The sequence below is a fragment of the Desulfoluna sp. genome (genome assembly GCF_030145185.1).
Lineage (GTDB): Bacteria > Desulfobacterota > Desulfobacteria > Desulfobacterales > Desulfolunaceae > Desulfoluna.
Genome location: NZ_JAQYWB010000021.1, coordinates 24,185 through 37,280, shown reverse-complemented (window position 1 = coordinate 37,280; position 13,096 = coordinate 24,185). Strand labels below are relative to the sequence as shown.

General features: G+C 60.2%; 13 protein-coding genes. 8 read left to right on the top strand and 5 right to left on the bottom strand.

The annotated features are described in order from the left end of the window. Nucleotides 1-18: 18 nt before the first annotated feature. The 3 genes from Q1Q75_RS08745 to glp are packed head-to-tail and all read right to left on the bottom strand — an operon-like array spanning nt 19 to nt 4,116. On the bottom strand, nt 19-900 hold the full coding sequence (locus tag Q1Q75_RS08745) for an undecaprenyl-diphosphate phosphatase (protein WP_300669398.1): 882 nt from the start codon (nt 898-900) through the stop codon (nt 19-21). A gap of 33 nt (nt 901-933) precedes the next feature. Continuing rightward, entirely contained in the window at nt 934-2,859 is a 1,926-nt protein-coding gene (locus Q1Q75_RS08740) for a molybdopterin biosynthesis protein (protein WP_300669395.1), read from the bottom strand. Between the two features lie 30 nt (nt 2,860-2,889). Next, complete coding sequence (glp, locus tag Q1Q75_RS08735; protein WP_300669393.1) at nt 2,890-4,116, bottom strand: gephyrin-like molybdotransferase Glp; 1,227 nt, start codon at nt 4,114-4,116, stop codon at nt 2,890-2,892. A 212-nt stretch (nt 4,117-4,328) separates the two neighbouring features. Here glp and Q1Q75_RS08730 point away from each other — a divergent pair, with 212 nt between their 5' ends. From Q1Q75_RS08730 to Q1Q75_RS08695, 8 genes are all read left to right on the top strand, one after another. Beyond that, a complete protein-coding gene (locus Q1Q75_RS08730) occupies nt 4,329-4,994 on the top strand; it encodes an outer membrane lipoprotein carrier protein LolA (RefSeq protein WP_300669390.1) in 666 nt (221 codons plus the stop codon). Nucleotides 4,995-5,093: 99 nt separating this feature from the next. Next, nucleotides 5,094-5,996, top strand: coding sequence for a quinolinate synthase NadA (gene nadA, locus Q1Q75_RS08725; RefSeq protein ID WP_300669387.1), 903 nt, complete (start codon nt 5,094-5,096; stop codon nt 5,994-5,996). A 406-nt stretch (nt 5,997-6,402) separates the two neighbouring features. Continuing rightward, nucleotides 6,403-7,221, top strand: coding sequence for a nitroreductase family protein (locus tag Q1Q75_RS08720; protein ID WP_300669384.1), 819 nt, complete (start codon nt 6,403-6,405; stop codon nt 7,219-7,221). A gap of 16 nt (nt 7,222-7,237) precedes the next feature. Then, nucleotides 7,238-7,588, top strand: coding sequence for a hydrogenase maturation nickel metallochaperone HypA (hypA, locus tag Q1Q75_RS08715; protein WP_300669381.1), 351 nt, complete (start codon nt 7,238-7,240; stop codon nt 7,586-7,588). Nucleotides 7,589-7,623: 35 nt separating this feature from the next. After that, nucleotides 7,624-8,295, top strand: a complete 672-nt coding sequence (hypB, locus tag Q1Q75_RS08710) for a hydrogenase nickel incorporation protein HypB (RefSeq protein ID WP_300669379.1) — start codon at nt 7,624-7,626, stop codon at nt 8,293-8,295. Between the two features lie 172 nt (nt 8,296-8,467). After that, on the top strand, nt 8,468-8,638 hold the full coding sequence (locus Q1Q75_RS08705) for a 4Fe-4S binding protein (protein WP_300669376.1): 171 nt from the start codon (nt 8,468-8,470) through the stop codon (nt 8,636-8,638). A 232-nt stretch (nt 8,639-8,870) separates the two neighbouring features. Next, a complete protein-coding gene (locus Q1Q75_RS08700) occupies nt 8,871-9,881 on the top strand; it encodes an alpha-hydroxy-acid oxidizing protein (RefSeq protein WP_300669373.1) in 1,011 nt (336 codons plus the stop codon). 180 nt (nt 9,882-10,061) lie between these two features. Then, the gene (locus Q1Q75_RS08695; protein ID WP_300669369.1) at nt 10,062-11,444 is read left to right on the top strand and encodes an MATE family efflux transporter; all 1,383 of its coding nucleotides are present in this window, start codon (nt 10,062-10,064) and stop codon (nt 11,442-11,444) included. Between the two features lie 356 nt (nt 11,445-11,800). Here Q1Q75_RS08695 and Q1Q75_RS08690 read toward each other — a convergent pair whose 3' ends face one another. Beyond that, complete coding sequence (locus tag Q1Q75_RS08690; RefSeq protein WP_300669367.1) at nt 11,801-11,998, bottom strand: hypothetical protein; 198 nt, start codon at nt 11,996-11,998, stop codon at nt 11,801-11,803. 250 nt (nt 11,999-12,248) lie between these two features. After that, nucleotides 12,249-12,905, bottom strand: a complete 657-nt coding sequence (locus Q1Q75_RS08685) for a TrkA family potassium uptake protein (protein ID WP_300669365.1) — start codon at nt 12,903-12,905, stop codon at nt 12,249-12,251. Nucleotides 12,906-13,096: the final 191 nt, after the last annotated feature.

The window sequence follows — 13,096 nt, the reverse complement described above, 5'->3', positions numbered from 1 at the left end:
ATCGATGCGCGTACCGGATCACCATCCGACCGCCAGGGCTATAAGACCCACGATAAGGCAATAGGGGGCAAAAAAATGCAGTTTGCCCTGCCCCACGATATAGACAAGTAAACGCAGGGCCAGATACCCTGTGACCGCTGAAACAGCCGTTCCGGCAGCGATCACCCCCCAGCCTGGCCCTGAAACCGCCGAGATGTCCAGCAGCGACAGAAGGCTCGCTCCGACAATGGCGGGAATGGAGAGAAGAAAAGAGAACCGTGCGGCCCGCTCCCGGCTCACCCCCAGAAAGAGGGCCAGGACGATGGTGGACCCGGACCGGGAGAGCCCCGGCAGGACCGCCACGCCCTGAATCAGCCCTATAAGAAGAGCTTTTGGCAGGGTGAGCTTCTGATCCCGTCCCTGGGGAATCAGGGCGGTGGCCGCAAGCAACCCGGCGGTGAGGCAAAGCATCACCCCCACCAGGGCCAGGGAAGCAAAAATCATCTGGGAAAACTCTTTGATCACCAACCCGAGAATGGCCGTGGGCACACTCCCTGCCAGAATCAGTCCCACCAGGATCAAATCCTCCCGCTGCGCCGGAGACATCGAGGCCACCTGGCCGCGACAGGCGATCCAGGCCAGGGTCGCCTTGACCAGGCCCGCGATATCTCGACGAAAAAAAAGGCAGACGGCCCCCAGGGTGCCCACGTGCAGGCAGATATCAAAGAAGAGTTCCGGTTCGTGAAGGCCGAAAAAACGCTGAAAAAGAACAAGATGTCCAGAGCTGCTGACGGGTAAAAATTCGGTGAGACCTTGAATAAAGCCTAAGAAAAGAGAGTGAAGAAGTCCCAAAATCCTGCCTTTTTCTATGAAGTTCCCGACACCCCGACGGCTGCCGTAAAAAACCGATCGCGCGGACACAACATCCTGCGACAGCCGTCTCGTCCAGAGACATTAAAAGGTCGCGACAACCTCTCCGGTCATCTCGGTGCTGTACCCTCCCAGGGCCAGAACACGCTCTTTAAAATGCTGAGCGCGAAGGGTGGTGAAGAGTGCGTCCACCATCGGGCTCTTTATGTAGTCATTATCAATCAATAATTCATACTGTTCGGTGACCACAGGAATAAAATCAAGGTCCAGGGCCCGGGCGGCGGCGTAAATACCAAGGCCGGCATCGGCGGTTCCGGAGAGGACGGCCACGGCCACTGACATGTGTGTATACTCATCCCGGGTGTACCCGTCAATCAGTTTATCGTCCATTCCCAACGCCTTAAGTCTGTAGTCCAGAAGAATGCGTGTGCCGGAGCCGGCCTGACGGTTAATGAAACGAACCCCCTGCCGGGTCAGATCTTCGATACCGGTGATCCCCTTGGGGTTGCCCTTGGCGACCATGAGCCCCTGCTGCCGGGTGACAAGATTCACCAGGGTCAGGGCACGGCCCGGGAGGTATTTTTTCACATAGGAGCGATTGTAACTGCCGTCCGAAGGATCCAGCAGATGGATCCCCGCCAGATGGCAGACCCGGCGCTTGAGCGCCATGATCCCTCCCATGCTGCCCACATGGCTTGAGGAGAGGCGGACGCCCCCCCCTGTCCGCCGGATCTCATCGGCGATCACATCCAGGGTGTTGTCATGGCTGCCCACGACAACCAGGGTCCGGTCCACGTCAGAGGCGGGGCCAAGCAATTCGCAGGCGACCTCCACCCCGGCGGCAAGCCCCTCTACGTGGGCGGGGATGCGAACCATGCCGTCGGCTTCCGTGATGCTGGTCAGGGTCCCGGCCCCCCCGGCGATGGGCGTGGCGATGGTTGTCGCCCCCACCCGCCCCAACTTCACCCGCAGAAACTCCTCTACCCCGAGCTTGGAGGCGACCTTTCGTGAGGGGGTGACGGCCAGGGTGGCCTTGGGTTCCTGAGGACGCCCGGCCAACGAGGCGAGCAAAGGGGAGAGGCACTGTTCAAAGGCGACGATGGTCGACACCGGATACCCGGGCATACCGAACACCGGCATGGTGTCGACCTCCCCGGCCAGTACCGGCTTGCCCGGCATGATGGTCACCCCGTGAAAAAGAAGGGTGCCGCACTCGCTGACCACCTGCCGGGCGTAATCCTCGGTCCCGGCCGAGGAGCCCCCGATGATCAGAAGGAGGTCAAACCCTTCGGTCGCCGCCTGCCGGACACGCGCCTTAATCGCCTCGGGGTCGTCTTTCAAGATGGGATGCCTCACGGCGATGCCGCCGTCCCGCTCCACCATAGCGGCCAGCATGTGGGAGTTGGACTCAAAAATTCGCCCTGGCTCGGGCTGGGGCATGCCCTCCTCTGTCAGCGCCACCAGCTCGGAGCCGGTGGGAAGAATCAGCACCCGGGGGAGCCCGAGCACGACCACTTCAAAAATACCGGCGGTGATCAGGGCGCCCACACAATAAGGGGTCAGGCGATACCCGGTGGGGAAAAGCAGCTCCGTGGCCACGATGTCCTCTCCCATTTTCCGAACATGCTGAAAAGGAAAGGCGGGGCTTTCAATCTCCCGCTCGGTCTCGGAGACCTCATGCACCGCCTCGATCATGATCACCGCATCGCACCCGTCAGGCAGGCGGTGCCCGGTGTTGACCGGAAAGGCCGTCTCTCCCAGAATCAGGGTTTTCGGACGCCCTTCCGAGGCCCCGTAGGTGGTCTCCGCCAGCACGGCGATCCCGTCCATGGCGGCGGCGTGATATCCCGGTGAGGAGGTTCGGGCAAACACCGGCTCGGCCAGGACCCGGCCTGAGGACTGGGCGGAAGCCACCCGGGTCTGCGGAACCCTTCGGGCTCCAAAGCGGGTTTCAAGTCGTTGTTTGGCCTCTTCCAGGGAGATCATATCAAGGTAGACGTTTCTGGCCATCGGGGTGTTCCCTCTCTTTCATGCGTTGTCTTACGGAAGCAGACGAACCGTCACATCACTGTCACGGTAAAGTCCCTCGGTGTCTTTTTCGATGCGGAGCAATCCATCGGCATGGACCATGGTGTGGATGAGCCCGGATTTGCCGGGCAGCGGCTCGGCCCGATACCCCTTTTCCTCTGCGACCAGGCGAACCCGGACAAAATCCGTCCGCCCCTGGGCCGAGGCGATATTGCGGGAAAGACGCGCTGGCACCCGGGGCCTGGCCATGGCCGCAGAGCCAGCCGCGGCCCGCAGGAAGGGTCGGACCACCACCTCAAACACCACCATGGCCGAGGCCACGTGGCCGGGCAATCCCCACACCGATTTGTCGCCGATACGGGCAAGGATCGTGGGTTTTCCCGGGCTGATGGCGATGCCGTGCACCAGCACCTCGCTGCCAGCAACCCCCTGCATAACCGTCAGGGTGCGGTCCCTCATGCCCACGGAGCTGCCCCCGGAGATCAAAACCGTGTCACAGGTGACCAGGGCTTCGGCCAGGAGAGGCTCCAGATCCCCCTCGCCATCCCGGGCGATGCCCAGGGCAAAAGGCTCCCCCCCCGCTTCGGTCACCATGGCCGAGAGGGTGTGGGTGTTGATATCACGAATTTCGGCCATGTGGGGGGTCTCGGTGACCGAAACCACCTCGTCACCGGTGGAGATAATCCCCACCCGGGGCCTTCGATACACGCTCACCGTCGGGCAGCCCGCGGCGGCCAGCAGCCCGATTTCAGCGGGGCCCAAGGGAGTGCCCGGGGTCAAAATCACCCGCCCCTGCTGAAAATCTTCGCCCCGGGTGATCACATGGTGACCGGGGGCCACGCTGCGATACACCTCGATGGTCTCCGTATCCACCCGATCGGTGTGCTCAACCATCACCACGGCATCGGCGCCTTCGGGGAGCATCCCGCCGGTGGAAATCGCTGCGGCCTCTCCCTGGGAGAGGGCAAAGACAGGCTGCTCCCCCATCCCCACGGTCCCCGCAAGGGAGAGCCAGGCCGGTGCCCCGTCCGAGGCACCAAAGGTGTCGGCCCCACGAACGGCATACCCATCCATGGTGGCCCGATCAAAACCGGGGATATCAATATCCGATGAGATCGCCTCGGCGAGGGTGCGATGCAGGGCAGAGGCCAGGGGCACCGACTCCACCCCGGTCACGGGAAAGGTCTCAACCAGGGCCATGACGGTATCGAGATCTGAAACGTTAAAAAAACCTATCATGAGAGGGTCGTTCCATAATTTATAGGGTAAACGGATGGGGCGTGGCATCGGCATATCGCTGCGGTCAGCGTTCCTTACATGTGATAGCACACCCCTGAACGGAGTTCAAACCACAGATTGCAAGGCACCAAAAGGCCTTGCTATGGTTGAAAAAATTGGGTAAGGGATGGCCTGTATCTGAAACCCCTTACCCCAACCTAATGGAGGGTGTTGTGAAGCCTATCCACCCGAGGCGAACGCCTTTTCTGCTCTTTTTGCTGGTTATCCTCGCCTGGGCGCCCTCGCTCCGGGCCGAAGCCCCCCTCCCCGATGCCGCCTCCCTGCTGAAAAAGATCGAGACCCGCGCAGGTGCCGACGGATTTTCCGCCCGTTTCTACCAGGAATCCCCCTTACAGGCCATCGGCATTGTCGAAACCGCCGAAGGCAAGGTCTGGTTCCGGAAGCCCGACCGCATCCGCTGGGAATATGAAACCCCGGACCGTCTCCATTACGTCACCGACGGAGAGACCCTTTGGATCCACAGCCTTGACGACGGCCAGGTGTGGACCGGGTCGGCCACGGATTTCTTCGGCAGCGGAGGAGGCGCCCGATTTCTGGCGGATATCACCACCGTGACCGAACGATTCAACCCCGGTGCTCCAGAATCGATCCATGGCACCTACCGCCTCGTCCTCACCCCAAAAAACCCCGAAGATGCCCTGGCTCAGGTGGTTCTCTCCGTCGATCCGGCCAGCTTTGACATCCTCCGGGTAGCCTCCACCTCAAAAACCGGCGAGGAGACCACCCTCTCCTTCAGCAAATTTGTACGGAAGAAGCCGGCCCTGACCCGTTTCATCTTTCAAATCCCCGAGGGGGCGGTGGTCTCCCCCCTTGAGTAGTGAGACCCCGAGACTAAACCCAGATCCGGCCCCCCTCTCCCCATCATCAAACACCCAGAGAGGGGCTGGCCTGCCGAGCCCAACGCAAGGAGTCTGTCCATGGAAGCAACCAAAGCGAAGATCCGAACCTTATTAAAAGAGAGAAAGGCCATCCTCCTGGCCCACAACTACGTACTGCCGGAAGTTCAGGATGTGGCCGACCTCTGTGGCGACTCCCTGGAACTCAGCATCAAAGCCGCAGCCACCGAAGCCGAGGTGATCGTCTTTTGCGGGGTTCACTTCATGGCTGAGACCGCCTCCATTCTCTCCCCGGAGAAGACCGTCCTCCTTCCCGTGACCTCGGCCGGATGTCCCATGGCCGACATGGTCACCCCCTTGAGCCTGGCCGCCCGCAAGGCAGAGCTTCCCGGAGTGCCGGTGGTGACCTACGTCAACTCCTCCGCCGCGGTGAAGGCCCTCTCCGATGTCTGCTGCACCAGCGCCAACGTGATCAAGGTAGTCCGCAGCTTAAGCGAAAAGGAGGTGCTCATGACCCCGGACCGCAACCTCGCCCAATACGCCGCCTCAAAAACCGACAAGACCGTTCACCTCTGGGAAGGCTACTGCCCCTTTCACAACACCCTCACCGCCCAGACCGCCCTGGCCGTCAAGGCCAAGTACCCCGGGGCCATCTTCATGGCCCACCCCGAATGCTCCCCGGAAGTGCTGGCGGTGGCAGACGTGGTGACCTCCACCTCCGGGATGCTAGGCTACGCCCAAGAGTCTTCTGCGGACACCTTCATCGTGGGCACCGAGGTGGGCATCCTCTACCCCCTCTCCCAGCAGAACCCGGAAAAAACATTTATTCCGGCCTCCCTGGAGATGTGCTGCACAGACATGAAACGCATCCGCTTAGACGATATCGTCACCTGCCTGACAAACCTCTCCGGCGAGGTGAAGGTCCCGGAAGAGATCCGTCTCCCGGCTCTCTCCGCCGTGCAAAAGATGGTCGCCATGAAGTAGGGGCCTCTCGCTCTTTTTGAAGCCTCAAGGGCTGGAGGCACTCCCTCCGGCCCTTTTTTTATGACCGCCGAAGCCCATCAGAAAATCGTTTGTCTGCAAACCAATTACGGCACTTAACTGTCCCCCTCAATCCGTGATCAGCCCCCATGATGCTCTGTTCTATCTCATGAAAAAGGTTGCTCAACGCCATGGGATATGCTTTTTATTACCACGTACACAAACTAAATTGGGCCCAAAGCGACCACACCCATGCGCTTGTGACGCTCACCGCATCCCGCCGCACGCTACGCGAATGCGGACACATTTTAGCCCAGAGAAACGGCCCTCGAATCGCATTCGCAACCCCGCTTTCAAGGTGGCAGCCCTGGCCGCCGGCAAGCAAAAACAAAAGATAAGGAGAGAGAGCATGGCATTGTTTACGGTGGATCAGGCGTTATGTAACGGAGACGGCCTCTGCGCAGCGGAGTGCCCCATGATGATCGTTCAGATGACAGAGGGCACCCCCACCCCGGCCCGCGGGGCGGAGAAGATGTGCATCCACTGTGGCCACTGCGTCTCGGTTTGCCCCACGGGCGCCCTCACCCTGGCCTCCCTGGCCCCTTCAGACTGCCTGGAGGTGAAAAAAGAGCTGAGCCTCTCCCCGGCCCAGGCCGAACAGTTTTTAAGAAGCCGCCGCTCCATACGAAACTACAAAAAAGCCCCGGTGGACAAGGCCCTCCTCGAAGAGGCGATCCGGGTGGCGAGTCATGCCCCCTCCGGCCATAACATTCAGCCCGTACGCTGGCAGGTCATCTACGACACCGACAAGGTCAAAGAGCTCTGCGGCCACGTCATCGACTGGATGCGCTGGATGATCAAAGAGCAGCCCGAGACCGCCAAAAAACTCCACCTCGACCTCGTGGTGGCCGGGTGGGATTTCGGCATGGACACCATCAACCGCAACGCCCCCCACCTGATCCTCGTCCACGCCGACAAACGAAACCCCATGGGACAGGCCGCCTGCACCATTGGGATGAGCTACCTCGAACTCATGCTCCCCTCCCTGGGGCTCGGGGGCTGCTGGAACGGGTTCTTCAACGCTGCGGCCATCTTCTGGCCCCCCTTGCAGAAGGCCCTGAACCTGGACGAGAAAACCGGCAACTACGGCGCCATGATGGTGGGACACCCGAAATTCGCCTACCCCCGCATGCCTCCCCGCAACACCCCCAAGGTCACCTGGGAATAAAAAACAGGAGCACCCTATGCACGAACTGCCAGTGATGAACGGCATCTTACGGGTGGTGATGAAACATGCGGCCATGAACCGGGTCACCAAGGTGGCGGCCATCCAGCTTCGGGTGGGAAAACTCAGCGACCTGGAAGAAAAATGGATGCAGCATTACTTCGACTACCTCACCCAGGGCACCGTGGCCGACGGAGCCAAACTTGAGATCGAGTGGGGGGATGTGGTGATGCGTTGCGCCGGGTGCGACCGGGAGTTTACCACGGAGCCCCACACCGAAGCCTTCGGCATCTGCCCCCACTGCAAGGGCAAGGGGGGGAAAATTCTCTCCGGCAAAGAGTATTATGTAAAAAATATGGTGGCACTGTAAGCACCCGAAATGCTGAAAATCAAAAAGGAGACACTATGAGCGACAACGTCAGGCTCATCGAAGTCAAAGAGAACATCCTCGACGATAACGAGAAGGTCGCCGCGGCGCTTCGGGCTCGCCTGAAAGAGGAGAAAACCTTCCTGGTCAACCTCATGGCATCGCCCGGCGCAGGAAAGACCAGCACCGTCATTCAAACCACCGCTCGCCTGAAGGAGGCCTTTAACATCGGCGTTCTGGAGGCGGACATCGACTCCATGGTGGACGCCGAAAAAGTGGCCGCCACCGGCATCACCGCCATTCAAATGCGCACCGGAGGGTTCTGCCATCTCGACGCCAGCATGGTAGGCGACGGCCTGGACGCCATCGGATCCCAGGACTTTGACCTCATCCTCCTGGAAAACGTCGGCAACCTCGTCTGCCCGGCGGAGTTCGACACAGGCTCGGCCCTCAACGCCATGATCCTGTCGGTCCCCGAAGGAGACGACAAGCCCCTGAAATACCCCTTGATGTTCTCCGTCTGCGAGGTGGTTCTCATCAACAAGATCGACACCTGTGAACACTTCGACTTCGACCGTGCCCGCTTTGAAGAGGGGGTGAAAAAGGTCAACCCCTCCTGCACCCTCTTTGACATCTCCTGCCGCACCGGCGAAGGGATCGATGCCTGGGTGGCCTGGCTCAAAGAGAGGACAAAGGCCCACAACGCCTGACAGGCACCCTCATAGACATCGCACACACCCCGATTTCTCCTGTGTTGTTACGTCACCGGATGAATCGGGGTTGCTTTTTTGAAACCCTTGGTATAACAATGTTCATTGACGGTATCAGCGATATAAGTTTCCTTCGAGGCCATCCCCCTTCGACGATGACACGGAGCACCCCATGACCACCGACATCTCCTATCAGCAACTCACCGACAAATTTTTGCTTACAGGCCCCCCGTCGGCCCAAGTCAATCCCGAACTCTGCATCCACTGCGGACTCTTCGCGTCCGCCTGCCCCCAAGGGGCCATCGCTCTGATCACGACCCGACCCACCCTTTTTATTCCTTGAGCAGCAGCACACTGAGGGCTGGAGGGGGGCCGGAGGCGCCCGGCCCCCTTCCAGACATCTCAGCCCATCCCGTTGTCATTCCAAGCCAAAAGGTGTAGAAAAGAAAAGCCCAGCCCGGGCCTGAGAAGCCAGGGATACAAAGGGCGGTCCCCCTTGTGTGACCTCGCCCAAAAGGCGTTTTCAAGGCACTGCCAGGGACGACACGACCATCTTTTTCATCAAGGGAGTAGCTATGCAAGAGATCAGGAAATCAGCCAGAGAAAAAATGAAGGGATACTGCCGGGTCTGCCCCGTATGCAACGGCAAAGCCTGTGCCGGTGAAGTGCCGGGCATGGGAGGCCTCGGAACCGGTTCGGCCTTTCACGCCAATATGGAGGCCCTGGATTCGGTACGATTTAACATGAAACTGGTCCACGGAGTGAAAGCCCCCGTCACCGAAACCGAGCTTCTTGGCCTCTCCCTCTCCATGCCGCTCATGGCTGCCCCCATCGGCGGGGTCTCTTTCAATATGGGCGGGGGCGATGTCTCCGAAGAGGCGTACATCGACGCCATCGTCAGCGGGTGCCAAAACAAAGGACTCATCGGCTGCACCGGAGACGGCGTGCCGGAAGTCATTCACGCCTCCGGGTATTCCGCCATTAAAAAAGCCGGCGGACACGGCATCCCCTTTATCAAGCCCTGGGAAGAGAAAGAGTTCTACGAAAAATTGGAGAAAGCCGAAGCCACAGGTGCCTCCGTCTTTGGCGTGGACATCGACGCCGCCGGCCTGGTCACCCTGGCCAAGATGGGACGCCCCGTTACCCCCATGACCGTTAAGGACATCGCCAAGGTGGTCAAAAGCACCCCCATGAAGTTCATCCTCAAAGGGGTGATGACGGTCCATGATGCCCTCTGTGCCAAGGAAGCCGGGGCAGACGCCATCGTGGTCTCCAACCACGGCGGCAGGGTGCTGGACTCCACACCGGGCACCGCCGAGGTGCTTCCCGAGATCGCTGAGGCCGTGGGCGGAGAGATGACCATCCTGGTGGATGGCGGCATCCGCAGCGGGGGGGACATCCTGAAAATGCTCGCCCTGGGCGCCCATGGGGTCATGATCGGCCGACCCTTCGCCATCGCCGCGGTCGGCGGCCTGCAGCAAGGGGTGGAGACCACCATCGAGACCCTCAAAACCCAATTGATTCAAGCCATGGTGCTCACCGGCACCGACAATGTCAACCGGGTGGAGTCGGGTATTCTCCGATAAAAAAAAGCCTCCGGCGGCAGGGCCGCCAACGCTTTTTCGTCATGATTGATCATGAACGGTTACGGCACACCTTTCATAAAAATGCCGCCGCGCTTTGACCCGAGACACGAGGGTTAAGGTGCGGCGGCCACCCGCATTGACGGTGGCTCACCTTGCCGCCGCATCGCAGATCGAGGTCTTGTGAAACTCTGGTTTAAAGGGCCATCGGCCCACGGCGACGATTACCGTCGCGTCCTCACCATCAGCCTGCCCCTGGTGGCCGGTATGGCCTCCACCACCGTCATGGAGTTCACCGACCGCATCTTCGTTTCGAACCACTCGGTGGCAGAAGTCGCCGCTGCCACACCGGCGGGCATCGCCTACTTTCTCCCCCTCTCCCTCTTTCTGGGGACCGTGGGCTACGTCAGCGTCTTCATCTCCCAGTACCGGGGGGCCAAGATGACCGAGCGCATCGGAAGCTGCCTCTGGCAAGGTCTCTGGCTCGCCCTTGTCGGCACCCTCTTCATGGCCGCCTTCGCCCTCTGCGCCACCCCCCTCTTCGAGCTGGCGGGCCACGGGGAGACCATCGCCGCCTTTGAACGCATCTATTTTCGAACCCTCTGCCTGGGCGCCTTCTTCAGCCTGGCAAGCACCGCCCTCTCCGGCTACTTCTCCGGCATGGGCCGCACCCGGCCCGTGATGCTCGTCAACCTCGTCGGCATGGGCGTCAACATCCCTCTGGACTATTGCCTGATCAACGGCATCGGCCCTTTCCCCGAGCTGGGCATCTTCGGGGCCGGCCTGGCCACGGTGGCTTCCTCTGCCCTGATCTTTGTCCTCTTTGCCCGGCTCCTCATCACCCGGGAAGACCGCGACTCGATCGGCCTCACCCACTGGGAACCGGTCCCGGAGCTCTTTAAAAAGCTTCTCCAATACGGCCTGCCCGGCGGCCTGCACCTCTTTCTCGATATCTTTGCCTTTACCTTCTTTATCTTCCTTGTGGGCCGCCTGGGCCAGACCGCCCTGGCCGCCACCAACATCGCCCTCTCCATCAACTCCCTGGCGTTCATGCCCCTGCACGCCTTCGCAAGCGGCGCCAGCGTCCTCGTGGGCAACCACTTAGGGGCCGGAGAGATCCCCCAGGCCGAATCTGCCACCGGCGCCTCTCTCCACCTCGCCCTGGCCTACGTGCTCCCCCTGGGGGCTCTCTTTCTTTTTGTCCCTGAGCCCCTGATCAACCTCTTTGCCCCCGGCGCCGGAACCCCCGCCGATTTTGCCCCCGTCCGGGACGCCGGAGTCATCTGCCTCCGGTTCGTGGTGGTTTATCTGTTGTTCGATACCGTGGGATTTATCCACTCAGGGGCCCTGGCGGGCGCCGGAGACACCCGCTACATCATGTGGATCACCCTGGCCTGCGCCCTTTTCCTCATGATCCTGCCCGCCGGTGTCGGGGTCCTCTTCCTGGGCTGGGGCCTCACCCTCGCCTGGTGCTGCCCCACCGTCTACATCGCCGGCCTCTGCATCGCCACGGTCCTGCGCTACGTCCGCGGCCCCTGGCGCAGCCTGAAACTTGTCGAACGATAACATGCCTCCGGCGGCCCTGCCGGGGGCTAAACTTTTGAAAAGTTTAACAAACAGGTCTTAAAAAATTCTTCTTGAATGAATTTTATTTTAAAGGCGGATGTGATTTGACCCGAGGAATGAGGGGCAAAGCACATCCGCAAGCTGCTTTCAAGGTGGCACACCTTGCCGCCGGAGACGCGTTTTGCCCCATACCTTAACCATAGAAGGCATACTTTTTTTCTTTGCCGCTCTCAGGGTGAGGCCACGGAAAACCCGGCCTCTTTCCACCCGGCCACCCCTCCTTTCAGGGCTTTGGCGTTGGGAAACCCCCCTTCAATCAATTTGGCCGCAAGACCTGCGGCGCTGTGCTCCTTCCCTCAGGCGCAGTAAAAGATAATCTCCTGGGTTCGGGGCAGCATGGGCAGGCGCGCTTCAAAGCGGGAGAGGGGGATGGCCCCATCCAGCTGCATCTGCTTGAATTGGTCATCCGATGCATAGGCGCAGACCAGCATCGCTTTTTTCTGGATCAGCTTGCCGCGCGTTTCTGCCGGAGACACTCGGGGAACCTCTGTCATGATCAACCTCCCAACGGTAAGGGGTGGGGCCAACGTCGACCCAAAAAGGCGGATCCCATCGAAGGGCAACAGATCAAAGGGGAGGGGCCCAATAAATAGGGCAGAGAAAAAAACAGGGGGAGGGGTCGGTCAGAAAGAACCCGCGATCAAACCAAGGGTTAATTTTACCATATCTACCTGAAATAGCAATAAAACAAGACGGGAAATCCGCAGCCTTCCGGGCCAGGCGGCGCATCAACGCCGCCTCCCCTCACGAGACCTTCCGAATCTTATCAATGCTCTTGTCCGGCCCCAGAAGCACCATCATATCGCTCTCCTTAAGGCAAAAGTCCGCGGTGGGGATCATGTGCATCTTCTCTGGAACGAACGCCTTGATGGCCACGATCTGGACCCCGAAACGGTTGATGAGGTTCAGCTCCTTGAGTCGCTTGCCAATAAAGGTGGAGGGAACCGTCATCTGAACGATGCCATACCCCTCGATAAAGGGCAGGTAATCCAGCATGTCCGGGGTATGAAGTTTCTCCGCCATGGAGATCGCCCGGTCCTTTTCGGGGAAAAAGACCTCCTCCACCCCGATCTTATGAAGGATCCGGGCGTGGGGTTCACTGATGGACTTGGCCATGAGGGAGGTGACCCCCAGCTCCTGGAGGTTTAAAACAGTCAGAATAGAGTTGCTTAAAATCGACCCGATGCAGACCACCACCCGGTCCATCTCGGCCAGCGCCAGACCGGAGATGGCGTCTGGATCGGTGGTATCGGCGACCAGGGCACGGCTCACCCGCCCCTTGATCTTCTGGATCAGGCCCGCATCCGCATCAATGGCCAGCACCTCGTGCCCCTTCTCATACAAGTGGCAGGCCAGATACCAGCCGTAGCTTCCAATACCGATCACCGCAAACTGTTTCATCCTGTGTCTCCGTGGGTTGATGATGGCCTCACCGTGAGGTTTTTTTCGAGTATACCTTCCTTCCCGTCGTTTTTCCAGAACCCGGATCCGGTTCGCCGGTGCCCCTGCCTGTGCCCCATCCATTCTCGAAGGACCTCTCCACCCCCGGCGACCCAGCAAAAGGTTCCCTTTCCGGACCGGGTGTCAAAAGC